Consider the following 24,273-nt stretch of genomic DNA (forward strand, 5'->3'; position numbering starts at 1 on the left):
GTGAAACGATGCGGCGAGTCTACAGCGAGAGCGCAGCTAGACATGCGCGCAACTCCGATAAGGGGACTTATCGGAATAAGTACTTCCCAAGAGATGCGGTGTGTGGCTACGGTCGAAGAGCGGTCGCACAGGTCGCCGCTGGTACTCACTCACGACGGAAGAGACACGATGAACACGACCTTGGAGCCCTGCTTCAACCTCTGGCTCTTCGTGGATCCCCTGACAGGGGTCGTGCAGACCGGGGCAGCTAAGGCCTACGCACTCCATGGGACGGAGCGGGAGCGCAAAGACCTTCTGCGGCGGCTGGCACCGACCGACTTCTACACCGTGCCGCGCGTGCCGGTGCCGCAGCACTACGTGCTGGCAGGGCCTGACGGACGTCAGGTGCCGGGTGCGTTCCAGGCCGGCGGTGTGGGGGAGGCGCAGTTCCTGAGCCACCTGCTCCAGTCGCTCGAGCCGCTGCCCCAGCAGCTCACGATGCCTGAGGGCATGCCGGTGGGTTACTCGCTGCCGATCCCCGTCGACACATTGGCCATCGTGACGCCCGTGGAGGAGCGTTACGACGGCACGCTCGTGCCCGTGGTGAAGCGGGCAGGGGTGTGAGGTGATGGAGGCGCTGAGCAGTGCTGTGAGCACCGCGCTGACAGGTGCGGGCGCGACACGCTTTTTTCATCGTTTGTGGTGGCACCTCGCGAGTGTCCTGGGCATCGCCTGGGTGGCGAGTCTGGAGATCAGGGGCACCGCTCTGAGCACGGTTGCCGGGTGGCTTACTTATCTGGGGGTGCCTGCAGTACTGCAGAACGTTCCCTCGAACGCTCGCGATTGGATGATCGCGCACGCGGAGCTCGAGCCTGTCATCGCCTTGATCGGGCTCGGTGCCCTCGTCCTTCACGTGGTGCGCCCGGTAGAAACGGGAAGCCCAGCCGCCGCTACCTTCCTTGTCGCATTCGTTCTGTGGCATGAAATTCCTGACAGGGACCCTGCGTCGTTCTGGCTTGGAGTGGCCGTCGTCATCGTTGCGGTTGCCACCAAGAGTGTGCGCGGCCATGTCGATGATGTCGTCTACGCCGGCGTCACCCTCGCCGTGGCGTTGCTCTATACGCCCCTGTCGTTCGTGGCGTTGCTTCTTGCTCCTGCCCAGGACGCTGCGCCGCTGCCCGTGCGAGTGGCCGGTGGCGTACGGACCGTATGAGAGTCATCCCCACACCTCACCAAGCTCCAGACTTCAGGAAGTCGCTCTATGAACGCCATCGAACTGAAGACGCGCCGAGAAGCACTCGGCCTCTCGAAAGACGCGCTCGCGGTCACCCTGGACGTCCGCGACAAGAGCGACGAACGGTGGGAGCGCGGGAAGAACCCGCCGCGGGACTGGGGGTGGATCGATGCAGCCCTCACCTGGCTGGAGGAGTACCGCGAGCGGCTCGTCGTCGGGATGATGGCCGACGCCGTTGAACTCCATGAGGAGGCTGGCGTCGCGCGTCTGCTGACCTACGCCGATCGGCGGTCTTTCCGTCGCTCGCTGGCCGAGGGCGGTGCCCGCGAACTCGGTGAGGGCGTGGTTGTCCTGCCCGTGGAGTTGCACCGCGCTGCAGCGGCGGAAGCGGCTCGACGGCTGAGAGCGGAGCACGGGATCTGCGTACGCCTCGAGGCTGTTGCGCGACCTGAATGATCAGGCCTCGCCTGGAGCCCCGGGGCGTGTCAGATGGTCTGTGTAAGCCGTACCGAGAGGAACGGTAAGAATCATGACCATGATCGACGAGAAGAACCCAGGCGAGCCCTCGGGCCAGGACCTGGTCGAGCAGCTGAAAGCCTCAGGGCAGCTTGATGCCCTGTTCGCGCAGATCGACGCGGGCGGCGTCGAGCTCACCGGTGACGGCGGGTTCGTGCCCGCGCTGGTCAAGGCCGCGCTCGAGCGGGGCCTGCAGGCCGAGCTGACCAGCCATCTGGGCTACGAGAAGGGCTCGAGCGAGGCGCTGAAGCACGCCAACTCCCGCAACGGGACCACCCCGAAGACCGTGGAGTCCGAGGTCGGGCCGATCGAGCTGGACGTCCCGCGAGACCGGGGCGGGTCGTTCACCCCGCGCCTGGTGCCCAAGGGCCAGCGGCGCCTCGGGGGCCTGGATGACATGATCATCAGCCTCTATGCCGGCGGAATGACGATCCGGGACATCCAGCACCACCTGGCCTCCACGATCGGCACGGACCTGTCGCACGAGACGATCTCCAACATCACCGACGCCGTGAGCGAAGAGGTCCTGGCGTGGCAGTCGCGGCCGCTGGAGGAGTTCTATCCGGTGATCTATCTCGACGCAATCCGGATCAAGATCCGAGAGAACAGCCAGGTCCTCAACCGTGCCGCCTACATCGCCGTCGGCGTGGACCTCGAGGGCATCAAGCACGTGCTGGGGATCTGGGTCCAGGACACCGAGGGCTCGGCGTTCTGGGCCCACGTCTGCGCCGATCTCGCCAACCGGGGCGTGCAGGACGTGCTGATCGTGTGCTGCGACGGGCTCAAGGGCCTGCCGGAGGCGGTCGAGGCGACGTGGCCGGACTCGATGGTCCAGACCTGCGTGGTTCACCTGATCCGGGCCGCGATGCGGTTCGTGGCCTACCAGGACCGCAAGAAGGTCGCCGCCGCGCTGAAGCCGATCTACACCGCCCCCAACGAAGAGACCGCGAGGAAGGCGCTGGCCGAGTTCGAGGCCTCCGAGCTCGGCACGAAGTACCCGTCTGCAGCCGCGACCTGGGCGAACTCCTGGGAGCGGTTCATCCCGTTCCTGCAGTTCCCACCCATGCTCCGCAAGGTCATCTACACGACCAACAGCATCGAGTCGCTGAACTTCCAGCTACGGAAGGTGACCAAGAACCGCGGCCACTTCCCCTCGACCGAGGCGGCGGTGAAGCTGCTCTGGCTGGCGATCTGCAACATCGAAGACAAACGCGCCGCCGAACGCGCTCGGGACCGGGGCAAACCCGCCGGCCAGCGCAAAGCCCAGGGCCGGCTCGTCGAAGGTCAGGCCGTCACGAACTGGAAGCAGGCCCTCGCCCAGCTCGCCGCGGCCTACCCCGACCGGATCAACCCCTACCTGTGACCACCCCGCTTACACAGACAAGTTGACACGCCCGAGCCCCGTGACCCCGAGTGGCGCGCCCCGTTCATATCCCAACACAGAGGAGAAAACCCATGGAGTTCAACCACATCGCCGCCTGGACGTTCGTCAGTGAGACGTCGATCCCGAAGGACGTAGCGCAGATGCTCGTCCCAGGGGAGGAGGCTATCGCCGCCTACAAGACGATCCGCGATCAGGCGATCTTCACCACCAAGCGGCTCATCGTCCGTGATGCGCAGGGTTTGACGGGTAAGAAGGTGGAGGTCTACTCCCTGCCGTACTCGGCCGTGAACATGTGGTCGTCTGAGAACGCTGGCACCTTCGACTTCAACGCGGAGATCCAGCTCTGGACGCGTGCCGGCATGGTCAAGATCAACCTGCAGCGCGGCGTTGATGTTCGGAGGCTCGATGCACTGATTGCCCACGCGGTCCTCGGCGGCTGAGGCGGCAGGGGCGCTCCTCAGAACTGGCGAGGCATCCGAAGGCCCGCGTGTGTAGGAGCGCCCCCGAACGCGGACGATGCGATCGACTCGTCGACGCAGGCGAACACCTCGTCCGCCAGGGCCTGGCTGTGGAAGCGAGAGAACATGGCTCGGCCCTTGCGGAGCTGGCCTAGGGCGAGCTCGCGAGCAGCAAGGAGGACGTCCGGGTCCGACAGGACGTCGTCGAGGTCATGCCACCCCGCCAGGTAGGCCGTCTTCACGGGGCCAGCCGTGCGGTAGGCGCCGTCGTCGAACAGGTTCCCGAGCTCGCTGGTGTCGGGCAGTGTCGGTGCCACGTTCAGCACCATCTCCTGTTCCCATGCGCCGGTCTTGCTCCGGTCCTCGAACAGGAAGAGCAGCTCCACGTTCTGAATGCTCAGCGTGCACAGGCGGCGGTGGTTCCGCGTCCGGTTCGTGGACGGCCACGCACTGAGCACCCAGCCGCGCCCTTCCGTCTCATGCGGGAACGGGATGACGCTGTACAGGTAGGTCGCGATCGACTTCAGCGCCTCCATGAGTTGCGGGTGCATGCGCATCGGCGTCGGCAGGCGGTCGGGATCCGCAAGGATCCGTGCCCGGGCCAGTTCGATCCGTTCCGGCGCAACGACGACGTCCGCGTCTCGGAAGTCTGCCGAAATCCAGGCCGCCTGCTCCTCCTGGCTCACGATCGCATCCAGGGCGGAGTTGCCCAGCGGCTGGGACATCAATGTGCGGTTCCGAAGCAGGACGCCCTCATTCCGCAGGCCCGTGATGATCTCCTGCTCCACTCGGTCCAGGTCGGCCCGGTCCACGGAGGTGAGGCGCACGGCCACGATGTCCTTGTAGCGACGTCGGTGGGTCGCCAGGCGACTGATCGGGTGGACGCTCTGGCCCACGTACTCCGAACCGTCCGCGAACTCGAGCACGTAGACGCCCGGCCCGGGGTCGGAGCCGAACATCACGGAGGGGGCCAGACCGGCCGGCATGTCCCACCGGCGGAAGGTTCGTGAGGAGGAGCGCATCGGTTCATCATGCCGTGGTCTGAGATGATCGGCCGGACGCAAGCGAGGGAGTGGCGATGAGCGCATGGGTGGTCCGCGCGGGACAGCGGGGGGAGAACGAGCACTGGAACATCGAGCACGGGCGCGTGAGCGTGGGCTGGCCCGAGGTCGGTGACCTCTCACCCGCCACATCCCGGGAGGACGTCCGCCGTCGCGTGGAGGAGGCCTACCCCGGCGACGGCGCTGCCCGCTGGGCCAATTACACCGACCAGCTCTGGGCGTTCCGGGACTCCATCCGCCCGGGTGACCTCGTCATCCTGCCGCTGAAGACCAAGCCCGGCTACGTGCAGTTCGGACGCGTCACCGGTGCGTACGCCCACGACGCGGCCGAGGCTGGCTGGCACCGCAGCCACTCCCTGCCGGTGGACTGGCTGGGGGAGCCGGTCTCCAAGACCGTGGTGGGCCAGGACCTCGTCCACACCCTCAATGGCAGCCTCACCGTGTTCCAGCCGAGCCGGAACGACGCCGAACGCCGACTCGAGGCCATCGCTCGAGGAAAGCCCGACCCCGGGTTCACAGAGGGGCTGCCCCGTCCGGTGGCGACCCCCGCCGACCACACCACTACCGAGGTGACGGACCCCGAGACAGCACCGACCGTCGTCGCCATCCGAGACCGTATCCGCGCCCATGTGGCCGGGGAGTTCCGCGAGCACGAGCTGACCCACCTGGTCGCGGAGATCCTCACGGTGCTCGGCTTTAGGTGTGAAGTCTCGCCACCCGGGCCCGACGGCGGCGTGGACATCATCGCGGGCACCGGACCCTTGGGGCTGGACGCGCCGACGCTGATCGTGGAGGTGAAGTCCGAGCCGACCCCGATCGGTTCCCGGGTGCTGCGGGGGCTGCACTCTGCGATGACACAGCACCGGGCGGATCAGGCGCTCCTCGTGGCCTGGGGTGGGGTGACTCGACCCGCAGAGCTGGAGTTCAAACGCGACCGTACGACTATGCGCATCTGGGACGCCGACGCGCTGCTCGATCAGCTCTTCCTCACCTACGACCGGCTGCCGGCCTCCACGCGGGCGCGGATCCCGCTGCAGCAGGTGTGGGTGCTGGAGGACGAGGGGGTGACGGCGCCCGAGGTGCTGGTGGCCGAGGCGCGGGAGGCGCTGCTGAACGGGCCGGTGTTCCGAGTGGAGCGGGCTGAGACCGCGCCTGGTGGCGTCAAGGCCGTCACAGCGGACGGTGTGGAGTTTCCGAAGGGGCGCGGTCTGTACGCGATCTCCGAGGTGACGCCGTCGTGCGGGCATCGACGAACGGCCGGCCCTCCCGGCCTGTTGGGGGGGCTGGAAGCATCGGAGCGATCAACTCCCACGGGGCGTCGGAGAGCATCTCGAACCGGGACACGTCTTCGAGGAGGCCAGCCGACCCCTGGATTCATTGTCAGACACGGCGCAGGCCTCAGTACGCCTTGGCCTCCATCCAGGCGAGCACATCGAAGACGCGGAGGGTGGTCACCTCGGCGGGGAGGGCCGCCGCGCACCGGTAGGACTCGAGGCGCTGCCAAATAGTCCGCTCCTGGGCGGAGAACTCCGCATGGAGCAGTGCCCGGCCCACGTAACCGTCCTTTCGGGTCTCATGGAAGACGGTCCGGCGCAGGTCGGAGTCGATGATCGGGAAGAGACGCGGCCGTTTGCGCGCAAGAAGCTTGGAAGCGATGGTCGGACCCACGTCAGCGAGGCCTTCCAGCGCTTCGTAGAGCGCATACACCGGTGCCATGTCCTTGCCGGACGGGTCCGGGTCGACGTCGATGAAGTCGCGGTCCGGACCGACGGCCTCCAGTAGCCCAGCGAAGCGCTCCCTCTGGGTGATGAGCAGATGCACGACCGCATGACCCGGCACTGGCGTGTTCAGCAGGGCGGCGGAGGCGACGTCGTCGGAGGTGAACACGTTCGCAGACGCTGCGCGCGTCCCGCTCGGGTCGAACCCGTGTAAGCGGCCATGAAAAGCTGCCCATAGGTGGCCAGGGAATGACCCGCTGACGGCCATGAGGACTGCCCAGTGATGGCCACGGGAACTGCCCGGTGCTGGCCATCTGGTTTGCCCGCGTTGCTCGTTGCCCGCCGCGTCGTGAGCCGGCGGGGGCCTCCTCCCCGGGTTGGATATCGGTGTCGAATCGAATCCAGCGAGGAAGAGGCCCTGAATGAAGGATGCCGCAGAAACCATGAAAATACTCAGTGCCTATGACCTGACCAAGTCATTGCGGGGCGCCGCCGAGCTGGCCGGTTGCTCCCATCACACCGTGGCCCGGCTGGTGCGGGCCCGCGACGCCGGCCAGACCCCTGGATCCGGAGCCAGCCGCCCGAAGGTCACCGATGTCTGGCTGCCCAAGATCGAGGAATGGGTCGAGGCCTCCACGGGCAGGATCCGCGCCGATGTCGTGCACGCCAAGCTCACCGCAATGGGCTACACCGGCTCTGAGCGCTCCACCCGGCGGGCGGTGGCCGAGGTGAAGGCCGCCTGGCGGGCCGGGAAGCGCCGGGTGCACCGGCCCTGGATCACCGAGCCGGGCGCATGGCTGCAGTACGACTTCGGCGATGGGCCGGCGATCGACGGGGCCAAGACGGTGCTGTTCGTGGCCTGGCTGGCCTGGTCCCGCTACCGGATCGTCATCGCCCTGCGTGATAGGACGGCTCCGAGTGTGTTCGCCGCCCTGGACCGGTGCTTCCGGCTGATCGGGGGCGCGCCGACCTATGTGCTGACGGATAACGAGAAGACAGTGACGGTCTCTCATGTGGCCGGGGTGCCGGTGCGTAACCAGGCCACCGTGGCGTTCGCTCGGCATTACGGCGTGGAGGTGCTGACCTGCCAGCCAGCGGATCCGGCCGCCAAGGGCGGGGTGGAGAACGCGGTGAAGCTGGCCAAGGCCGACCTGGTCCCGAAGGACACCAACCTGCGGGACCAGTACGCCTCGTTCGCTGAGCTCGAGGCCGCCTGCGCGGGGTTCATGGCCATGGTGAACTCCCGGGAGCACCGGGTGACCCGGCGCCGCCCGGACCACATGCTCGCCGAGGAGACCAGCGCGTTGCATCGGATCCCCGCCACGGCGCACACCGTGGCCTACGGGGTGGGACGGAAGGTGCCGGAGAACACGCCGATGGTCTCCTTCGAAAACGCCCAGTACTCGGTGCCCGCGCACCTGCTCGGGGCCGAGGTGTTCGTGCGCCATCACGGCACCGGACCGGACTCGATGGTGGTGATCATGCACGCCGGTGCGCAGGGGCCGGTGGAGGTCGCCCGGCACCGGGTGGCCCGGCCCGGGTCCCCGGCCATCGACGACGCGCACTTCCCCGGCCACGAGACGGACAAGGTGCCCGGGGACTACACCCCGGTGCCCCGTTCGGCGGCGGAGGCCGAGTTCCTGGCCATCGGGGCCGGAGCGAGGACCTGGCTGGTGGAGGCCGCCGCGGCCGGCACCAGCCGGATCGGTCAGAAGATGGCCGAGGCCGTCACCCTGGCCAAGCTCGCCGGCACCGACCAGGTCGACCGCGCCCTCGGGGTGGCCGCGGTGCACCAGCGCTTCGCCCACGGCGACCTGGCCTCCCTGCTCACCGCCGCCGGCCACCGCACCGGGATGCACACCGCCACCGAGGAACGGTCCCTGACCCAGGGCACCGCCGGCTGGGCCGGCCTCGGTACCTCCAACACCGAGGGGGCAGCCCGGTGAGCATCCACACCCCGAACACCGCCGCACCGGCGCTGCCGGCCGATTTGGAGGCGCTGTTGCGGCAGCTGAAGATGCCCCACGCCCGCGGTATCGCCGCCGAGGTACTGGCCACCGCCCGGGCCCAACGCTGGGAGCCGGCCGAGGTCCTCAAGGCCCTGCTGGTCGAGGAGACCACCGGTCGGGCCCGATCCATGCTCGCCGCCCGGCGCAAGGCCGCCGGGTTCCCCACCGGCAAGACCTTCACGACCTGGGATCCGGGCGCCTCCTCGATCCCGGCCCCGACCCAGCAGTCCCTGCGCACCCTGGAATGGCTCTCGCGCAGAGAGAACCTCGTGGTCTGCGGGCCCTCCGGCACCGGCAAGACCTTCTTCCTCGAGGCCCTGGGCCAGCAGGCCGTGGAGGAGGGCAAGCGGGTGGCCTGGTTCACCCTGGAGGACCTCGGGGCGATGATCCGGGCCCACCGGCCCGATGACACCATCACCAAAGCCGTCGCCCGAATCCTGCGCGCCGACCTGATCGTCATCGACGACATCGGCCTGCTGCCGGTCGCCGACGATGCCGCCGAGGGCCTCTACCGCATCGTGGACGCCGCCTACGAGAAACGCTCCGTAGCGATCAGCTCGAACCTGCACCCGGCCGGCTTCGACGAGCTGATGCCCAAGACCCTGGCCACCGCCACCGTGGACCGGCTCCTGCACCACGCCCACGTGTGCCAGACCACCGGAGACTCCGTACGGATGACCCAGGCAATGGCCGGGAAGGGAGTCATGCCACTGAACTGATCCCATCACGGTGGCCAGCACCACCACCCAAACGGGCAAACCAGCTGGCCACCAGTGGGCAGTTCTGATGGCCACCAGCGGGAAGAAACACTGGCCGCCTATGGGCAGAACTCAATGGCCCTTGACAAACCCGTCCCATTGGCTTCCGATGAACTTCCGGGACTTGAAATAGAGCTGGAGCAGGTCAACGGCGCGCTCCGTTTGATCCGAGGCAACCGTGCGGGGCAGGTGCAGCTGGGGTGCGGTCATGGCTTCCTCTTCCACTAGAAGGCGTCACGGTGATTGTGGCTGAGGGCTCATCGCAGCGGAAGGGTGATCAGGGGGCCTCGGCAGAATGGGGTCCCATGGAGTCCACCCAGCCCGTCCCCGAGCCCTTCGTCCTGACCCTCGGGGCCGTCCTAGCAGCTGCCGGCCTCGACCCGCAGGACGTCCTGGCCATCCGCCACACCTACAAGGAGTCGGGGCTTCCGTCGCGGGCCGCGGCCACGCCGGAGCGCGTGCTCGCCTACACGCGCGAGCAGCACCACGTGGGGAAGTTCCCGAAGGAGCCTGCCCGCCACTGGCTGATCTTCATGGGGGAGGGAGGGCGTCGTTCTCGCCTCACCGCCGTGTACGAGAACCGCGGGGAGGCCGTGGCTGAGCGCACGGAGCGGCACCGGTACTACGACGTTGCGCCGGTGCCGCTGCTGGCCTCCCTCGAGGAGCGCCTGGTGGTGGAGTGGTCCGCAGATCCCGTGAACTGGGCCAAGCGCGGCCCCCTGGCGGCGCGGTTCCCCGTCCTGGAGATCGCCGACCCCACCACCGAGGCGTTCCCCGGCTTCGACCACGTGCTGCTCAGCTACGGGGACCTGCAGTCAATGGTGGCCGAGACCCGCTACGCAGGCTGGCGCACTGCCCTGCAGGCCGTACGCGGGATCTACCTGATCGCCGACGAGACCGCGGGCCAGTGCTACGTCGGCAAGGCCGACGGTGAGCGTGGTGTGCTCGGCCGGTGGGAGGCCTACGCCCGTGACGGGCATGGCGGGAACGTCGCCCTCCGGGATGCCCTGGAGCTCGATCCCACCCAGCCGGAGCGGTACACGTTCAGCCTGTTGCGCGTGTTCGGCTCCGATACCCCGCAGGCCCAGGTCGACGCCGCGGAGAAGCACTACAAGGACGCGCTGATGACGCGCCGGTTCGGGCTGAACCGGAACTGAACGGACGTCGTAGTCCTGGGGGAGTGGGCGAAGGTCAGACGGGGGATGGAATGCCCGCGCCGAGCCTCGGGGAAGAGGACAAGCGCGCCATCCCGGCACTGCAGCCATCGCTGAATTCCTCGAATATGACTGCCCGCGAGCACACGGGGCATCTGCAAGCCGCCCGCATTGATGTCGTCGCGCGGGCCGACGTCGTCGAGGAGTGCGGGTCAGGTCTGATGGGCGTGAACGGCCCACCCGGGACCGGCAAGACGACGATGCTCAGGGACATCCTGGCGTCCAACGTCGTCGAACGAGCACACCGAATGTCGGCGTGTGAGAACCCATTCGACGCCCTCACCGAACGCACCCATGAGTGGACCGGCGAGGGCAGGATGCGACGACGGGCGCGCGAACTCCGGCCCGAGGTGGCCGGCCTCGAAAGGGTGGTGGCCTCGGCGAACAACGCGGACGAGGAGAACATCTCCGAGGAGATTCCACGGCGGAGCGCCATCAAGGACGGCCGACACGTGGATGCGGACTACTTCGCCGAACTGGCAGCCGCCTTGGGCGGGAGCCGCGGGGAAGAGGACGCCCTGGGTGAGGACAGCTTGACGTCGGAGCAGCCGGGCACCTCGGGCCTGGCCACTGCGCCGATGGCAACGGCACCGACTCCGCCCCGCTCCGCGCGCAGGCGGCCGACGAGGGGGTAGTGCTGCTCGGGGTCCTTCTGGAGGGCCCGGACCGGCCCGGGGCGCACGGGGCGCACGGGGCCGGCCGGACCAGCCTACGGATCGGACGACTCAGCCCTGGGCCGCCACGACGTCCTCGTCGACCCAGTCGCGGGAGCGTTCCACGGCCTTCTTCCACAGCCGCAGGGCGCGCTCAGCCTCCTCCTCGTCCATGGTGGGCTCCCAGCGCTTGTCCTCCTCCCAGTTGGCCACGAGCTCGTCCTGGGACGCCCAGAACCCCACCGCCAGGCCTGCGGCGTAGGCGGCGCCGAGGGCGGTGGTCTCGATGACCTTGGGGCGCACGACGGGCACGCGCAGCAGGTCCGCCTGGAACTGCATGAGCAGCTCGTTGGCGACCATGCCACCGTCGACCTTCAGTTCGGTGAGGTCGACGCCGGAGTCCGCGTTCATGGCGTCCAGGACCTCGCGGCTCTGGAAGGCCGTGGCCTCGAGTGCCGCGCGGGCGATGTGCCCCTTGTTGACGTAGCGGGTCATGCCCACCATGGCGCCGCGGGCCGTGGCGTCCCAGTGCGGGGCGAAGAGGCCGGAGAACGCGGGGACGAAGTACACGCCGCCGTTGTCCTCCACACCGGCGGCCAGGGTCTCGACCTCCGGGGCGCTGCCGATCATGCCGAGGTTGTCCCGCAGCCACTGGATCAGCGAGCCGGTGACGGCGATCGAGCCCTCCAGCGCGTACACCGGCTTCTGGTCGCCAATGCGGTATGCCACCGTGGTGAGCAGGCCGTTGTCCGAGTGCACCGGCTCCTCGCCGGTGTTGATCAGCATGAAGTTGCCGGTGCCGTACGTGTTCTTGGCCTGGCCGACCTCGAAGCACGCCTGGCCGAAGGTCGCCGCGTGCTGGTCGCCCAGGATGCCGGTGATCGGCGTCTCGCGCAGCAGCTGCTGGCCAGACACGGTGCCCACCTCGGCGGAGGAGCTGACGATCTCCGGGAGCATGGACATCGGGATGCCCATGTCCGCGCAGATCTCCTCGTTCCAGTCGAGGGTGTCCAGGTTCATCAGCATGGTGCGGGAGGCGTTGGTGACGTCGGTGACGTGCCGGCCGCCCTCGCCGCCGCCGGTGAGATTCCACACGAGCCACGAGTCCGTGGTGCCGAAGATGAGGTCGCCGTTCTCGGCGGCCTCCCGGGCACCGTCCACGTTCTCCAGAATCCAGGCCACCTTGGGGCCGGAGAAGTACGTGGCCAGGGGCAGCCCGACGCGCTCCTTGTAGCGGTCCGCGCCGACGTCGCCGGCGAGGCGCTCGCAGAGGCGGTCGGTGCGGGTGTCCTGCCACACGATGGCGTTGTACACCGGCCTGCCGGTGTTGCGGTCCCACACCACGGTGGTCTCACGCTGGTTCGTGATGCCCACGGCGGCGACGTCGTGTCGGGTCACCTCGGCGCGGGCCAGGGCCTCGCCGATGACCTCGCGGGTGTTCGTCCAGATCTCCACTGGGTCGTGCTCCACCCAGCCGGCGCGCGGGAAGATCTGCTCGTGTTCGCGCTGACCAGTGGACACGATTGCCCCACTGTGGTCGAAGAGGATCGCGCGCGTGGACGTGGTGCCCTGGTCGATGGCCATCACGTAGCGGGGGGTGGTCATGTCCTACTCCTTCGGAGGTGGTCACGGGGGTGTGGGGGTGGCGGGCAGACCGCTCAGACGAACAGAGGCGCGGCGAGGCCCGCCAGGACGGCGCCGACGAGCGGGCCGACGATCGGCACCCAGGCGTAGCCCCAGTCCGAGCCGCCCTTGTGCCGGATCGGCGCGACGGCGTGGAACAGGCGGGGGCCCAGGTCGCGCGCCGGGTTGATGGCGTACCCCGTGGGGCCGCCCAGGCTCGCGCCGATCGCGACGACGAGCAGGGCCACCGCGAGCGGGCCGAGCCCGGAGGGGGTGGAGCCGAAGAGCAGGACCACGAACACCAGGACGAACGTGGCGATCAGCTCGGTGACCATGTTCCACAGCGGGTTGCGGATCTCGGGACCTGTGGCGAACGTGCCCAGGATCGCGCCCTGGTCCGTCTCCGCCTGGTAGTGGTCGCGGTAGGCCAGCCAGGCCAGGGCCGCGCCGAGGAAGGCGCCGATCAGCTGCGCCGTGAAGTACGCGAGCGTGGTGCCGAGGGTCACGGCGATGCCGGGGGCGTACTCCTCGGCGCCGCTGACGAGCAGGCCGACGGTCACGGCGGGGTTCAGGTGCGCACCGGTCGCGGCAGCGACGTAGACGCCCGCGAAGACGCCCAGCCCCCAGCCGAAGTTGATGAGCAGCCAGCCTCCGCCGTTGCCCTTGGTCTTCGTCAGGACGACGTTGGCGACGACGCCGACGCCGAGCAGGAGGAGGATCGCCGTGCCGGCGATCTCATACAGGAAGATCGTGCCCATGGACGGGCTCCTTTCAGGGGGTGGGGGCGGCGTCGGCGGCCGCGAGCGCGGCGGCGGCGGTGACGTCGTCGTGGGCGGTCTCGCCGCGGAGGCGGGCGGCGACGAGGTTCTTGTACGCGCGGATCTCACCGGCGATGCGCTCAGCGTCCCAGCCCAGCTCGGGGGCCACGAGGGACGCGATCTCCTCGGCCGCCGCGACGCCGCGGTCGCGGACCTCGGTGGACAGGCGCGTGCGGCGCTCGATGACGTCGTCCAGGTGGACGACGCCCTCGGCTCGGGCCGCGTAGACGATCTCGGCGCGCAGGTAGCGCGGCGCCTCGGCGAGAGGGACGCTCAGGGACGGGTCGGCGTCGATCAGGTCGAGCACGTGGCGCAGCACGGTGCCGTAGCGGAACAGGAGCCGGTCCACGCGGGCCTCGTCCAGGCCGTAGTCGGCGGCGATGCGGTCCGCCTCCGCCTCGATCTCCGAGTAGCCGAGGCCGCCGAGCACGGGGATGCGCTCGGTGAGGCTGGGACGGGTCGGGTGGGTCTCGCGCACCACGAAGTCCACGACGTCCTCGGCCATGGCCCGGTACGTGGTCCACTTGCCGCCGGCCACGGCGGTGAGGCCGGGGGCCACCTCGGTGACGGTGTGCTCACGGGAGATCTTGGTGGAGCCGCCGTCGGACCCGGTGACCGGCTGCAGCAGCGGCCGCAGGCCGGCGTACGTGGCGATCACGTCGTCACGCGTGAGGTCCTCCTTCAGCACCGCGTTGGCGTGCTCGAGGATGTAGTCGATGTCGTCCGCGGTGGCGGCCGGATGGGCCACGTCCTCCGCCCACGGGGTGTCCGTGGTGCCGATCACCCAGTACTCGTCCCACGGGATGAGGAACAGCACGGACTTCTCCGTCTTGGTGATCACGCCGGTGGCGGCGTCGGCGCGGATGCGGTCGCGGGGCACGGTGATGTGGGCGCCCTTGGAGGCGAGCACCTCGAGGCCGCCGTCGGCCTCGGCCAGCTCCTGCTGCTCCTGGGTCCACACGCCCCCGGCCAGGATGACGGCGCGCGCGTGCACGTCGAACTCCTCGCCGGAGGTCTCCTCGCGGACACGCACGCCCTGCACACGGCCGTCGTCGCCGCGCAGGTAGTCGGTGACGGCGGTGTAGTTGGTGGCCACGGCGCCGTGGTCCACGGCGGAGCGCACGAGCATCATGGCCAGGCGGGCGTCGTCGAACTGGGCGTCGGCGTACTCGACCGCGCCGACGATCTTCTCGTCGTCGAGGGAGGGGAAGGTCGCGGCCATGGAGCGGCGGCTGAGATGGCGGTGCGCGCCCATCGCGCGGCGACGTCCGAGCGACTGCATGGCGTCGTACATGGTGACCCCGGCGCCGATGAAGCCGCGGTCGATCACCTTGTGGAAGAACGGGAAGACGAAGCGCAGGGGGCGCACCAGGTGGGGCGCGGTCTGGGTGAGCAGCAGGTCGCGCTCACGCAGCGCCTCGTACACCAGCTTGACGTCCAGCATCTCGAGGTAGCGCAGGCCACCGTGCATGAGGCGGGAGGAGCGGGACGACGTCCCGGAGGCCCAGTCGCGGGCCTCGACGATGCCCACGTCGAGGCCGCGGGTGGCCGCGTCGAACGCGGCGCCCACGCCGGTGGAGCCGCCGCCCACGATCAGGATGTCGAGGGGGGCCTCCGGGCTGGTGGCCCGGAGGCGGGCGAGGTGATCCTCCCGCGTGGCGGCGGAGAGGGAGACGGTTCGCAGGGTCGGCATGGAGGGGTTGCTCCTTTATCGGTGGAGGCACAGTGTAGTGGCGTGGCTCACGATAGCTGGTGTCATATCACGAGATCCGGTATCAGCGCGAGCCGAGGTCCATGATGTCACTCCCGGGCCGCGGGTATGCACGCGTCGGCCACCCGACGGGTCCGCTCTCGCGGAACCCGAGCCGCTCGTACAGCGGCACGCCGGCGCGCGTGGAGGTGAAAGTCCAGGGCGCGGGGGTGGTCTCCGGGGTGACCGCCCTGCAGCGGGCGGAACTCGCCTGCCGGTTCGGCCTCGCGACCCTCGACGTGGACAGCCGGATGGAGGGTTGCCTGATCGGTGACCTGGAGACCCTGCAGTCCCAGGCTCCGACACGGGCCCTCGGAAGAAGGTGAAGAGCTCGAGGTTTCGGTCCGAGGTCAGGATGCGATGGCCGCTGAATCTGGTCGTGAAGATGGGCCTCGTCGACCTCCGCTGGCGTGCGGTGGCCGGGTGCGTCGTGCCCTTGGATCGCGGGCTCGCCATCCTGTTCGGCGCTATCCCAGGACGGGCTCACTCGGCGAGGGCCAATCGGCTCGATGGGCCGGGTCGGTTCTGCCGGGGAGAGCGCGGTGGCGGAGTCCTTCTTCGCCCTGTTGCAGAAGAACCTCCTCGATTGTGGGTGCTCGGCCACCTGAGACGAGCTGCCGGCGGGGAGCATGACCGGGACCGTGAGGACGTATCGGCACGCTCGCTGTGGTGTGCGACGTCGTTGACGACACGACGGACCCGGAGCGGCTCGCCCGTCTCGACGTGGCCACCGCCCAGCGGCTCACGGTCAGGTCTGCGCGCGCCCGGAGGCGGCGGGGAGTGAAGAGGCGAGTGAGGTCCGTCCCGCGGTCCAGTCACCCCCACCCTCCATGAACGCCCATGTCAGAGCGGGGGCGACGCACCGTAGCCGGTGTGCTCCGGCAGGTAGCGCACCCTTCCGTCCCGCCGCATACCCCTGGGTGGACGACCCGGTGCAGACTGTGACCGTCTCCTCCAGGAAAGGACAGGGCCATGGCACTCGCCCAGCGCATCAAGGAGCTCCGCACCCGCAACGGGCTCTCCCAGGCCGCGCTCGCGGACCGGCTGCACGTCTCCCGGCAGGCGGTGACGAAATGGGAGGCGGGACGCGGCATCCCGGACGTGGACAACCTGCGGGCGATGGCGGCCCTGTTCGGCGTCAGCGTGGACCATCTGCTGGACGGCACCGGGGACGGCGCGACGCCCGCCGTGCTACGGCATCCCGTGGACGTCGCCTCCCTCGAGCCGTACAAGCCGGCCGGTCGGCCCCTGGGCGCGAAGCGTCACCGGGCCGTGCGCGAGGCCTTCCCTGACGCGGTCATCTACCCCCTCGCGCGGATGCGGTCCAATAACCGGGTGCAGGAGTTCCTCGAGTGGGGTCTGATGCTCGCCTTCGACACCCCCTACGGACTCTTCGGTCTCAGCGACAGCCTCAGCAACCGGGACGCCTACTACCTGGTAGAGGAGAAGAACCGCCATGTGCTCGCTCGCGTCACGCCCAAGGCCGTCGAGGGTAAGGAGCTGCCGGAACCCGTCGAGGGCCGCACGTTCACCTTCGGGGCGGACCGGTTCCGTCGAACGAGCCGCCCCCTCTGACCTGGCTGGGGCCGGCGAAGTGCTCCTCCGGCCGCTGCCCCGGTTCGGGATGTGGAGGCCGAACGGATCGTGGTCCTGCGTGACTCCGAGGCGCTCGCGACCCTCGGCATCGACCTCGCCGACGCCTGGAGGAGGCCGGTGCGCACGTGCTGATCGACACCCGTCTCGCACGGCCCCCGGGCTGTGGCACCTGACCCTGTTCCGGCGGAACGAGGACGGCGCGCCCCGGGTGACGCGTGCCCCGGGCGGTGTCACTGCTGGCTCTGGAGCATCTCCTCTCTCCGTTTGCGGGGGAATCCCGCACCTGACCCGCACAGAACCCGGCTTACAGCCGGTTTTCTGTCGAGGCAGGATGGCCCCATGACGCGCCTGCTCCCCGGGGACTCCCTCACGCTCGACCTCGCACCCGAGGATCCTGCCGACCTCCTCGCCCGCCTGCGCGCGGCGGGGGTCGCGATGAACGAGTCCGCTGAGCGCTTGATCACCGACGCGCGGGTGTGCGCCGCAGTCCCCGAGCGGGTGACCGTCGTCGAGCGCACGCTCACCGAGCTCGGTCTGCCCGACGGCGGCACACTCCCCGAGCTGCGGCGGGCGGTTGAGGCGGCGGGATTGCGGGAGTGCCCGCCCGCCGTCGCCCCGTTGCTGCGCCTGGTGACGCTGGACCAGGCCACCGCGCCGGACTCCGTGCTCCGGCACGGCCGCGCGCCCGACGGCTCCGCGCATGTGCTCAGCCCGTCCCTCAGCGACGAGCCCGGCGTGCACCGCGGCCTGTACCTTCGTGTCGTCGACGGTGTTCCGTGGCTACGCGGCTTTGTCTGCGACGACCTCCACAATTTCGGCCCCGAGGACCGCTGGATCCTGGCGCGGTGAGGGGCGCGGCGATCTGATCATAATTTTTTTCGACCGAAAGTTATGGATCGTGGCATCCTGGGGGCATGACCATAACTTTCGGCCCCGACCCCGTGCGGTCCCGAGTGGGAGAACTCCTCACGCTCCTCGAACGTGGCCAAGCCACCGGGGAAGCTGACGAGTCCGCACGGGTGGACTTCAAGGAGGATCCTTCGCGCCGAGGGCCCCGTGGTGAGCTGCTCGAAGGTACGCCCCAGGACGCAGCTGCAGCAAAGTACTTGGCGCAGGAGGCCGCCTGCATGGCCAATACCCCGGGCAGCGGGGCGCTGATCGTGGGAGTCTCCAAGACCGCGGAACTGATCGGCACCGCTCTGGACAGGGAGTGGCTGCGTTTCCGCCTCTACGAGCTGACCGGGCGCGCTCTGACCGTCGACGTCCAGGAAGTCCAGGTACAGGGCGCCCGTCTTCTGGTCCTGTATCCGCCTGCGGCGGTGGAGCCGATCCGTGTGGAGGGCCGCATCCGTTGGCGCGTGGACGACCACTGTGCCGAGGTCGACGCCAGCACCTGGTTCACCCGGCAGATGTACCGCCGCCAATACGACTGGTCCGCAGAGACCTCAAATGTGCCGGCCGGGGAGGCAAGGCCCGCCGCCGTCGACATCGCACGTGCTTTCCTCTATGACAGCGGGGATGAGCGAGGCGAGGAGCTCGCCGAGGCGGAGACACCCCAGCTCCTCCGGCGACTCAACGTGGTAGCCGAGGGAGGCATGCTGACCAACGCCGGAGTGCTGGCCTTCGTCGGTCGCCCGGAGCCGGCGCTGGACTACACCCATCATGAGGTGGCCGGTGCGGACAGCAGTATCCGGGTTCACCGTGGCGGCCGTTCCCTGCTGGAGGAGCTTGCCGACGTCCTCCAGGCATTCGAGGCGAGGAACACGGTGCGGCACGTGCAGAGCGGACTCACCATCGGGCAGTTGCGGGATATCCCACGGTTAGCTGCTCGTGAAGCACTGGTCAACGGCCTGGCTCACCGTGAGTGGGGCGACCCCGGGGCCACTCGCGTCGAGCACATCGGACGCACCCTCCGCGTCACCAGCCCGGGAGGATTCTTCGGCGGCGTCGATCCGAGCAACATCATCACGCACCCCTCCGTGTCGAGGAACCCCGCCTTGACCCAATTGCTGGCGGACCTGCGTGTGGCCGAACGCCAGGGCATCGGCGTCGACCGTATGGTTCGGGAAATGGTTCGGGTGGGTCACCCGCAACCGGGGATCGAAGAGGTTGCCGGCCCCTACGTGCGCACGACCCTTGTGGGGGAGACCCTCGACGAGCCTTGGATGGCCTGGTTGTCCCAGGTGCAGCCACGCCCCCTCACGCGAGACGTGTCCGCTGTGCTGATCCTGCGCCACTTGGTGGACCGCGTATGGATCGACGAGACGACGGCGGCCGCACTGACCCAGGTCTCCCGGGCAGAGTCCCGCTCCATGCTGGAGCGACTCCACACCGCCACGGTTGGCGGTGGGACCATCCTCGAGGCTGTGTCCGGGGTGCCGGACGCCGTACCTCAGGCGTGGAGGTTGGGCGAGGCCGCCGCCCAGTTGCTTGCGGCCTTGGACCAGGAGACCGGCATTCAGCGGACGGTGCCGGACCGGCGGGCCTTGGCTGCGGACTATGCGCGCGCTCGAGGGAGGATCAGCACCACGGAGCTGGCCTCACTCGTGGGCGGTCACGCCTCGAACATGGGGGCACCTCTGCGTGCCCTGGAGACGGAGGGATTCCTGGAGCCCTCCAACGCCTCTCGGCGTGGCCGAGGGTTCTTTTACCGCTGGGTCGGGGATGAGCCGGCCTGAACAAGGCAGGGCCCCTATTATCCTGTCGCCCGCTCGAACGCCTCGCGTCGCCGCCGTCGTCGGGAGGGTCCGTAGGCTGGCGGCCATGAGGATCGAGATGGAGAGGTTCCCCGTCCGCGCCGGCAAGGAGGAGCGCGCCCGCGAATGGATAGCGTTCCTGCGGGAGAACCCCGAGGCGTTCCGCGAGACCCTGGAGCCCGAGCGGGTGTACGTGGAGATGATCTTCTCCGAGACCGTCGGGACGCCCTGTATCTGTGGTGGTACACCCTCCAGGGCGAGGACGGCGCCGAGCTCAGCGACTCCACCCACTGGCTCGACGAGCGCCACGCCGCCTACTGGCGCGAGTGCATCGACCCCGACGAGCCCAGCCTGCTGCTCATTCCCGAGGTGCACATGAGCCCCGAGCGGCTCGAGGATGCCATGCGGCCGCTGGGGGAGTGAGGCGGGCGCGCAGAACCCGGCTTACAGCCGGTTTATCTCCCCGGCATCATGACCCCATGACCCTCTTGCCCTTCACCGTGGTCGCTGGCACGTTCTACCGCGCCGTGGACGCCCGGTTCGTCGATAGCGCCCTTCGCGGCTCCCGCTCCGCCGGTCGGTACTCGCCACCGGACGCACCCACGCTCTACCTCAGCTCCTCACCGGAAGGAGTGGACGCGGCCATGGTTGCTCACACGGACGCGACCACCCCGCCGCGCGAGCTGCTGACCTTCGACGTTCATGCCGAACGGATCGTGGATCTGCGCGACGCCGAGGCGCTCGCGGCCCTCGGCGTCGACCTCGCCGACGCCATGGCCCCGTGGAAGCCGGCCGTGGAAGTGGGGGAGGAGCCGTCGTCGTGGGCGGTCCGCCGCCGCCTGGAGGAGGCCGGCGCGCACGGGCTGATCGACCCGTCCCGCACGGCCCCCGGGCTGTGGCACCTCACCCTGTTCCGCTGGAACGAGGGCGGAGCGCCCCGGGTGACGCGCGCCCCGGGCGGTGTCACTGCTGGCTCTGGAGCATCTCCACGACGTACCCGATGAACAGGGCGAGGGGGAAGCTGACGACAGCCAGCGCGCCGGACAGCAGCACCAGCAGAACGCGTTTCGCCGCAGCGAAGCAGAGCGCGGACAGTGCGCAGCAGCCGATGATCAGGGCGAAGAAGGCCATCGTCTCCCGAGGCGTCTCCGAGTCCGTGATCAGCAGGAGAACCAGGATGCCGGTGGAGATAGCGAAGGCGGCCAGTCCCACGATGGTGAAGGCTCCCGTTCGCGTCATGGCGTCGATCCTATGTACGCGGTGAGGGTGAGTTGTCCGGGCCTTCACTCGCCTGGGCTCAAGTCCAATCCCCAGCATCACCGGTGAAGACGCCCCGCGCGCCCACGGGTGAGGCCCCGCCCCTACACTCCGACCATGGACATCACCGTTGGCGCCGTCGGCCGCGCCTCGCTCTCGGACCGGGAGCAGGAATGCTGCGGTGACCCGATCGCCGTGGGGGAAGTCCACGAGCTGATCCTGCTGCCCTCCCGGGGAGTGAGTCAGGCTGGGCCCCTGGCCTCTGCAGGCTGGGTCGTCACCCATCACGACGACGGCAGCCCCGCCGGGTCGATCCCGTTGCGTCGTGTGCGGGCCGTGGTGAGGGCGGTACACGAGGTGTGGCCCTCGGGGCGGCTCGCCGAGATCGACCGCGTCCCCGGCCACGCTGACCTGACGATCCTGGAGCCGGAGGAGGCCACCGGCCTCGGCTTGGGGGAGGTCGTCTACGTCGGCGCCTCCGAGCCGGTGCTCCCCGAGACTCCCCGCCCTGACGAGTGGCTTCTCGACCTGGAGATCCTCGAGGACCTCGGTCCGCACACCTGGTGAGCCTCGCGAGTCCACCCCCTCACGGTCTCGAGCTACATGGGGTGAGCGTAGAAGTCCGTTCGTCGTCATAGATGGCCCCTCACCCCCCGGTCGCTCGCGAGCATCGCGTAGACGAGGGTGTCCGTCCACTCGCCCTTGCTCCACAGGTCCTGCCGGTGGTGTGCCTCTCGACGCATCCCGAGCGTCTCGGCCAGTCGGGCGGACGCCGTGTTGCGGGCATCCATCTGTGCCACCACCCGGTGCAGGCCAGACGTCTCGAACCCCAGGTCCAGCAGCGCAGCCGCGGCCTCCCGGGCGAAGCCTTGACCGGCATGCCGCGGATCCAGTGCCCAGCCGATCTCCGCGACACCGCGCTCGCGGTCCGTCAGCCACAGGATCACGTCACCCACGGGGACGCCCGCGTGCTCCACCACCAGGGACACCGCCCCGGACGGGCCGCCGAGGTCGTCCCACGTGATCCGCTTGGCCAGCTTCGCCCGCGCGGTCGCCTCGTCCCAGGGCTCGTCCAGCAGGTGGCGCACCACCTCGGGCTGCGTGTACATCTCCTGCAACCAGCCGAAGTCGTCCTCCCGGTGCGGCCGCAGCGTCAGCCGTGCGGTGGGCAACGGCCAGTCAGGGGCGCGGCCGCCCGCAGCCGCGCCCTCCTTGCGCCCCGCCGGAGGCGGGGCGTCGACGTCGGCGGGGACCGGCGTCGTCGTGCCGGACGCCCAGTCCTGGCGCAACATTGCGTAGGCCACGGACGCGAGCGGCTCGCCGCCGTCCACGGGCCAGCCGCGCCGGTAGTGCGCCTCCTTGACCCAGCCGGCCCGGCGGAAGGTGCGCAGCATGGGGACGTTGTCCTCGCGGGTCTGGCCCTCGAAGCGGTCCACCGCGGGCATCGTCTCGAAGACGCGCCGGGTGAGCGCGGTGAGGATCTGCGCGCCGAGCCCGCGCCCGCGGAACCGCTCCGCCACGCGCAGGTCGAACAAGGGGGTGGGGTCCGTGAGGTCCTCCAGGCGCACCACGCCGACGCGGCCGTGCTCGGGATGCTCGATCCAGAAGGTGCGGTGGTCCTCATCCTCCCAGGCGCCGCCATCGACGGCCTTCTCCGCCTCCGGCCGGGTGACGCGCGGGCGCGTGTGGAACGGCCACGCGTTCTCGGTGAGCAGGGCGACGAGCGCGTCCCGGTCGGCGCCTGCCGGGTCGAGTGGAGTGAAGGTGACGTCCATGGGGCCGAGAGTAGGGGAGGGGACGTCACCGCCGCCCGTTGCCGTGACCCCATGGCCACGCCCCTCCTCGACCTCGCGGCGCACCGCGCGAGGAAGCCCGGGACGCGCAGGCCGAGATCGGCTGGACCATAGCCCAGGCCCACGCCGGCCGGGGCCGCGCCACCGAGCTGGCCTGTGCCCTGCTGGACCTCGCCTTCGCAGGCCTCGGCGTCCGACCCGTGGAGGCTCACGCCTTCGCGGACAACGCGCCCATCCTGCGCGTGATGGAGAAGGTCGGCCTGCGCCACGAGGGCACCTTCAAGGAGGAGTCACTGCACCGCACCCGCGGCTGGGTGGACGGCGTCACTTACGCGATGCTCGCCTCGGAGCTTCGGGCCCGGGGCAGACGGCTTTCCACCTCACGACGCCCAGAAGTACGCAACTCTCTAGACATAACGTTGCGTAAGGTGGCGGCATGAGCAACGATCCGCGCCCGACCCCGTGGGCCGCCGGCTGGGAAGAGCGCCCCTGGGCCGCGGGCCCGGATGACGCCGGGCTGCGCTCCCGCCGCGCTCGCGTGCGCGCGTCGGGCCCGTATCGAGCCGCGCTCCCAGCCCGTATCGCCCGACTCGGGTTCGACCTGCCCTCCGATCTGGCGACCGAGGTCGAGGAGGCGACGGCCGCCGTCGTGCGCTTCGATGCTGAGATCAGCCACGCCCTCCCGGGGCTCACTGGAGAGATCGCGCCGATCGATGCGGTGCTCCTGCGCACTGAGTCCGCGTCCTCCTCGCAGATCGAGCACATCACCGCGGGCGCGCAAGCCCTCGCCCTGGCGACTCTCGGCGACCGCACCCGCCCGAACGCAGCGCTCGTGGCGGCGAACGTGAGGGCCATGGGGGCTGCTTCCCGGCTGGCCGCCGACCTCGACGAGCCCGCCCTGCTGGCCGCCCATCGTGCCCTCATGGACGGCCAGGAGTATGCCCGGCCGGGCGCCTACCGCGATGCGCAGGGGTGGATCGGGGGCGGGGCGCCCACGCCGCACACGGCACAGTTCGTCCCGCCCCACCCGGAGCGCCTGCGTGCCGGGATGGACGATCTCTTCGCCTACCTGCGACGCACGGACGTGCCCGCCCTCGTGCAGGCCGCCATCGCACATGCCCAGTTCGAGACCATCCACCCGTTCGCGGACGGCAACGGCCGCACCGGGCGCGTCCTCGTGCACGCCGTGTTGCACCGGGTCGGCGCGATCACCCGTATGGGGGTGCCCCTCTCAGCGGGACTCCTCACGGACACGGCCGGATACTTCGACGCCCTCACCGCCTACCGCGACGGCGACCCCGCGCCCATCGTGCGCCGCTTCGCGCAGGCCGCCCTGGCCGCCGTCGGCAACGGCCGAGAGCTCGTCGCGGACCTGGACGAGGCCCTGACCGGCTGGCGCGAGCGGCTCACCGCCCGGCGGGACGCGGCGGTCTGGCGGGCGCTCGCGGTGATCATCGCGCAACCCGCCGTGACCGTGGACCATCTGGCCCAGGCGCTGGGTGTCTCGCGCCCGGCCGCCCAGCGGGCCGTGGACCAGCTTGTCGAGGCCGGCGCTCTGCAGGCCGTGTCCGCTCAGCGTCGGAACCGGGTGTGGCTGGCCACCGAGGTGCTCACCTGTCTGGACGAGTTCGCCGCGCGTGCGGGCCGGCGGGGTTGACCGGGGGTGGACGACCGGGGCGACCAGCCTCAGTGTCGTGTGTAGTGTCCCGGCCATCCGGGCGGGCATCGGGTTGCGGGCGTCCATCTGCGCCACCAC

At 69.7% G+C, this 24,273-nt stretch carries 24 protein-coding genes and 4 pseudogenes; 19 read left to right on the forward strand and 9 right to left on the reverse strand.

Annotated elements, in window-relative coordinates; all coding sequences use genetic code 11:
* The first annotated feature begins 168 nt into the window (after positions 1-168).
* From OVA32_RS01785 to OVA32_RS01805, 5 genes are all read left to right on the forward strand, one after another.
* A complete protein-coding gene (locus OVA32_RS01785; protein ID WP_267714905.1) occupies positions 169-603 on the forward strand; it encodes a hypothetical protein in 435 nt (144 codons plus the stop codon).
* A 25-nt stretch (positions 604-628) separates the two neighbouring features.
* The gene (locus tag OVA32_RS01790) at positions 629-1,192 is read left to right on the forward strand and encodes a hypothetical protein (RefSeq protein WP_267714907.1); all 564 of its coding nucleotides are present in this window, start codon (positions 629-631) and stop codon (positions 1,190-1,192) included.
* 48 nt (positions 1,193-1,240) lie between these two features.
* Positions 1,241-1,669: a hypothetical protein gene (locus tag OVA32_RS01795; protein WP_267714909.1), complete on the forward strand. Its 429-nt coding sequence runs from the start codon at positions 1,241-1,243 to the stop codon at positions 1,667-1,669.
* Between the two features lie 79 nt (positions 1,670-1,748).
* On the forward strand, positions 1,749-3,092 hold the full coding sequence (locus OVA32_RS01800) for an IS256-like element ISMlu11 family transposase (protein WP_044658726.1): 1,344 nt from the start codon (positions 1,749-1,751) through the stop codon (positions 3,090-3,092).
* A 92-nt stretch (positions 3,093-3,184) separates the two neighbouring features.
* On the forward strand, positions 3,185-3,553 hold the full coding sequence (locus OVA32_RS01805; RefSeq protein WP_020624937.1) for a PH domain-containing protein: 369 nt from the start codon (positions 3,185-3,187) through the stop codon (positions 3,551-3,553).
* Between the two features lie 17 nt (positions 3,554-3,570).
* Here OVA32_RS01805 and OVA32_RS01810 read toward each other — a convergent pair whose 3' ends face one another.
* Positions 3,571-4,593 carry a GIY-YIG nuclease family protein gene (locus tag OVA32_RS01810; RefSeq protein WP_267714913.1) on the reverse strand — a complete coding sequence of 341 codons (1,023 nt, stop codon included), beginning with the start codon at positions 4,591-4,593 and terminating at the stop codon, positions 3,571-3,573.
* A gap of 56 nt (positions 4,594-4,649) precedes the next feature.
* On the opposite strand from OVA32_RS01810, the pseudogene OVA32_RS01815 reads away from it, so the two are divergent.
* Positions 4,650-5,597, forward strand: a pseudogene (locus OVA32_RS01815) (restriction endonuclease); the annotation flags it as partial.
* Between the two features lie 271 nt (positions 5,598-5,868).
* Here OVA32_RS01815 and OVA32_RS01820 read toward each other — a convergent pair.
* Both OVA32_RS01820 and OVA32_RS01825 read right to left on the reverse strand, forming a co-directional pair.
* Positions 5,869-5,976: pseudogene (locus OVA32_RS01820) on the reverse strand (IS5/IS1182 family transposase); the annotation flags it as partial.
* 54 nt (positions 5,977-6,030) lie between these two features.
* A complete protein-coding gene (locus OVA32_RS01825; RefSeq protein ID WP_267714915.1) occupies positions 6,031-6,519 on the reverse strand; it encodes a DUF6308 family protein in 489 nt (162 codons plus the stop codon).
* A 253-nt stretch (positions 6,520-6,772) separates the two neighbouring features.
* Here OVA32_RS01825 and OVA32_RS01830 point away from each other — a divergent pair, with 253 nt between their 5' ends.
* A complete protein-coding gene (locus OVA32_RS01830; protein ID WP_031943827.1) occupies positions 6,773-8,296 on the forward strand; it encodes an IS21-like element ISMlu14 family transposase in 1,524 nt (507 codons plus the stop codon).
* Positions 8,293-9,078, forward strand: a complete 786-nt coding sequence (gene istB, locus OVA32_RS01835; RefSeq protein WP_010078636.1) for an IS21-like element helper ATPase IstB — start codon at positions 8,293-8,295, stop codon at positions 9,076-9,078. The genes OVA32_RS01830 and istB overlap by 4 nt, the downstream gene beginning before the upstream one ends.
* Before the next feature lie 111 nt (positions 9,079-9,189).
* Here istB and OVA32_RS01840 read toward each other — a convergent pair whose 3' ends face one another.
* Complete coding sequence (locus OVA32_RS01840; protein ID WP_267714917.1) at positions 9,190-9,327, reverse strand: hypothetical protein; 138 nt, start codon at positions 9,325-9,327, stop codon at positions 9,190-9,192.
* A 95-nt stretch (positions 9,328-9,422) separates the two neighbouring features.
* Between OVA32_RS01840 and OVA32_RS01845 the strand changes: the two genes are divergently transcribed.
* Positions 9,423-10,274 carry a GIY-YIG nuclease family protein gene (locus OVA32_RS01845; protein ID WP_152744152.1) on the forward strand — a complete coding sequence of 284 codons (852 nt, stop codon included), beginning with the start codon at positions 9,423-9,425 and terminating at the stop codon, positions 10,272-10,274.
* Between the two features lie 50 nt (positions 10,275-10,324).
* On the forward strand, positions 10,325-10,966 hold the full coding sequence (locus OVA32_RS01850) for a hypothetical protein (protein WP_267714920.1): 642 nt from the start codon (positions 10,325-10,327) through the stop codon (positions 10,964-10,966).
* A gap of 90 nt (positions 10,967-11,056) precedes the next feature.
* On the opposite strand, the gene glpK is transcribed toward OVA32_RS01850, so the two are convergent.
* The 3 genes from glpK to OVA32_RS01865 are packed head-to-tail and all read right to left on the reverse strand — an operon-like array spanning position 11,057 to position 15,118.
* Positions 11,057-12,589, reverse strand: a complete 1,533-nt coding sequence (gene glpK, locus OVA32_RS01855) for a glycerol kinase GlpK (RefSeq protein ID WP_267714922.1) — start codon at positions 12,587-12,589, stop codon at positions 11,057-11,059.
* Between the two features lie 53 nt (positions 12,590-12,642).
* Positions 12,643-13,365: an MIP/aquaporin family protein gene (locus tag OVA32_RS01860; RefSeq protein WP_267714924.1), complete on the reverse strand. Its 723-nt coding sequence runs from the start codon at positions 13,363-13,365 to the stop codon at positions 12,643-12,645.
* 13 nt (positions 13,366-13,378) lie between these two features.
* A complete protein-coding gene (locus tag OVA32_RS01865; protein WP_267714926.1) occupies positions 13,379-15,118 on the reverse strand; it encodes a glycerol-3-phosphate dehydrogenase/oxidase in 1,740 nt (579 codons plus the stop codon).
* A 200-nt stretch (positions 15,119-15,318) separates the two neighbouring features.
* Here OVA32_RS01865 and OVA32_RS01870 point away from each other — a divergent pair, with 200 nt between their 5' ends.
* The 6 genes and pseudogenes from OVA32_RS01870 to OVA32_RS01895 all read left to right on the forward strand — a co-directional run bounded on the left by OVA32_RS01870 (position 15,319) and on the right by OVA32_RS01895 (position 20,471).
* Positions 15,319-15,501: a hypothetical protein gene (locus OVA32_RS01870; protein WP_217565359.1), complete on the forward strand. Its 183-nt coding sequence runs from the start codon at positions 15,319-15,321 to the stop codon at positions 15,499-15,501.
* A gap of 646 nt (positions 15,502-16,147) precedes the next feature.
* Positions 16,148-16,750, forward strand: coding sequence for a helix-turn-helix domain-containing protein (locus tag OVA32_RS01875; protein WP_230282508.1), 603 nt, complete (start codon positions 16,148-16,150; stop codon positions 16,748-16,750).
* 360 nt (positions 16,751-17,110) lie between these two features.
* Positions 17,111-17,620, forward strand: a complete 510-nt coding sequence (locus OVA32_RS01880) for a hypothetical protein (protein ID WP_230282509.1) — start codon at positions 17,111-17,113, stop codon at positions 17,618-17,620.
* A 65-nt stretch (positions 17,621-17,685) separates the two neighbouring features.
* Positions 17,686-19,449, forward strand: coding sequence for an ATP-binding protein (locus OVA32_RS01885; RefSeq protein ID WP_180952469.1), 1,764 nt, complete (start codon positions 17,686-17,688; stop codon positions 19,447-19,449).
* 97 nt (positions 19,450-19,546) lie between these two features.
* Positions 19,547-19,890 (forward strand): annotated as a pseudogene (locus tag OVA32_RS01890) (DUF6176 family protein).
* A gap of 56 nt (positions 19,891-19,946) precedes the next feature.
* Positions 19,947-20,471, forward strand: coding sequence for an RES family NAD+ phosphorylase (locus tag OVA32_RS01895; protein ID WP_230282510.1), 525 nt, complete (start codon positions 19,947-19,949; stop codon positions 20,469-20,471).
* On the opposite strand, the gene OVA32_RS01900 is transcribed toward OVA32_RS01895, so the two are convergent.
* Positions 20,431-20,706, reverse strand: a complete 276-nt coding sequence (locus OVA32_RS01900) for a hypothetical protein (RefSeq protein ID WP_230282511.1) — start codon at positions 20,704-20,706, stop codon at positions 20,431-20,433. The two genes, OVA32_RS01895 and OVA32_RS01900, sit on opposite strands and share 41 nt — an antisense overlap.
* Positions 20,707-20,841: 135 nt before the next feature.
* Between OVA32_RS01900 and OVA32_RS01905 the strand changes: the two genes are divergently transcribed.
* Entirely contained in the window at positions 20,842-21,291 is a 450-nt protein-coding gene (locus OVA32_RS01905) for a hypothetical protein (protein ID WP_267714933.1), read from the forward strand.
* A gap of 65 nt (positions 21,292-21,356) precedes the next feature.
* Here the strand turns inward: OVA32_RS01905 and OVA32_RS11620 are convergent, their stop codons facing one another.
* Entirely contained in the window at positions 21,357-22,499 is a 1,143-nt protein-coding gene (locus OVA32_RS11620; protein WP_242934187.1) for a GNAT family N-acetyltransferase, read from the reverse strand.
* A 110-nt stretch (positions 22,500-22,609) separates the two neighbouring features.
* Between OVA32_RS11620 and OVA32_RS01920 the strand changes: the two are divergent.
* Both OVA32_RS01920 and OVA32_RS01925 read left to right on the forward strand, forming a co-directional pair.
* Positions 22,610-22,957: pseudogene (locus tag OVA32_RS01920) on the forward strand (GNAT family N-acetyltransferase); the annotation flags it as partial.
* Positions 22,954-24,174: a Fic family protein gene (locus tag OVA32_RS01925; protein WP_242934188.1), complete on the forward strand. Its 1,221-nt coding sequence runs from the start codon at positions 22,954-22,956 to the stop codon at positions 24,172-24,174. The pseudogene OVA32_RS01920 and the gene OVA32_RS01925, both read left to right, overlap by 4 nt.
* The last annotated feature ends 99 nt before the right edge of the window (positions 24,175-24,273 follow it).

Source organism: Micrococcus sp. SL257 (genome assembly GCF_026625585.1).
Classification (GTDB): Bacteria; Actinomycetota; Actinomycetes; order Actinomycetales; family Micrococcaceae; genus Micrococcus; species Micrococcus luteus.

What these genes read in the sequence shown, in the direction of transcription:
- OVA32_RS01860 (WP_267714924.1), bottom strand. Translation starts at nt 13,365, where the DNA reads ATGGGCACGATCTTCCTGTATGAGATCGCCGGCACGGCGATCCTCCTC.
- OVA32_RS01850 (WP_267714920.1), top strand. Translation starts at nt 10,325, where the DNA reads ATGCCCGCGCCGAGCCTCGGGGAAGAGGACAAGCGCGCCATCCCGGCA.
- OVA32_RS01830 (WP_031943827.1), top strand. Translation starts at nt 6,773, where the DNA reads ATGAAGGATGCCGCAGAAACCATGAAAATACTCAGTGCCTATGACCTG.
- OVA32_RS11620 (WP_242934187.1), bottom strand. Translation starts at nt 22,499, where the DNA reads ATGGACGTCACCTTCACTCCACTCGACCCGGCAGGCGCCGACCGGGAC.
- OVA32_RS01805 (WP_020624937.1), top strand. Translation starts at nt 3,185, where the DNA reads ATGGAGTTCAACCACATCGCCGCCTGGACGTTCGTCAGTGAGACGTCG.
- OVA32_RS01895 (WP_230282510.1), top strand. Translation starts at nt 19,947, where the DNA reads ATGACCCTCTTGCCCTTCACCGTGGTCGCTGGCACGTTCTACCGCGCC.
- glpK (WP_267714922.1), bottom strand. Translation starts at nt 12,589, where the DNA reads ATGACCACCCCCCGCTACGTGATGGCCATCGACCAGGGCACCACGTCC.
- OVA32_RS01845 (WP_152744152.1), top strand. Translation starts at nt 9,423, where the DNA reads ATGGAGTCCACCCAGCCCGTCCCCGAGCCCTTCGTCCTGACCCTCGGG.
- OVA32_RS01785 (WP_267714905.1), top strand. Translation starts at nt 169, where the DNA reads ATGAACACGACCTTGGAGCCCTGCTTCAACCTCTGGCTCTTCGTGGAT.
- OVA32_RS01840 (WP_267714917.1), bottom strand. Translation starts at nt 9,327, where the DNA reads ATGACCGCACCCCAGCTGCACCTGCCCCGCACGGTTGCCTCGGATCAA.
- OVA32_RS01925 (WP_242934188.1), top strand. Translation starts at nt 22,954, where the DNA reads ATGAGCAACGATCCGCGCCCGACCCCGTGGGCCGCCGGCTGGGAAGAG.
- OVA32_RS01885 (WP_180952469.1), top strand. Translation starts at nt 17,686, where the DNA reads ATGACCATAACTTTCGGCCCCGACCCCGTGCGGTCCCGAGTGGGAGAA.
- OVA32_RS01810 (WP_267714913.1), bottom strand. Translation starts at nt 4,593, where the DNA reads ATGCGCTCCTCCTCACGAACCTTCCGCCGGTGGGACATGCCGGCCGGT.
- OVA32_RS01865 (WP_267714926.1), bottom strand. Translation starts at nt 15,118, where the DNA reads ATGCCGACCCTGCGAACCGTCTCCCTCTCCGCCGCCACGCGGGAGGAT.
- OVA32_RS01900 (WP_230282511.1), bottom strand. Translation starts at nt 20,706, where the DNA reads ATGACGCGAACGGGAGCCTTCACCATCGTGGGACTGGCCGCCTTCGCT.
- OVA32_RS01800 (WP_044658726.1), top strand. Translation starts at nt 1,749, where the DNA reads ATGATCGACGAGAAGAACCCAGGCGAGCCCTCGGGCCAGGACCTGGTC.
- OVA32_RS01880 (WP_230282509.1), top strand. Translation starts at nt 17,111, where the DNA reads ATGACGCGCCTGCTCCCCGGGGACTCCCTCACGCTCGACCTCGCACCC.
- OVA32_RS01905 (WP_267714933.1), top strand. Translation starts at nt 20,842, where the DNA reads ATGGACATCACCGTTGGCGCCGTCGGCCGCGCCTCGCTCTCGGACCGG.
- OVA32_RS01795 (WP_267714909.1), top strand. Translation starts at nt 1,241, where the DNA reads ATGAACGCCATCGAACTGAAGACGCGCCGAGAAGCACTCGGCCTCTCG.
- OVA32_RS01875 (WP_230282508.1), top strand. Translation starts at nt 16,148, where the DNA reads ATGGCACTCGCCCAGCGCATCAAGGAGCTCCGCACCCGCAACGGGCTC.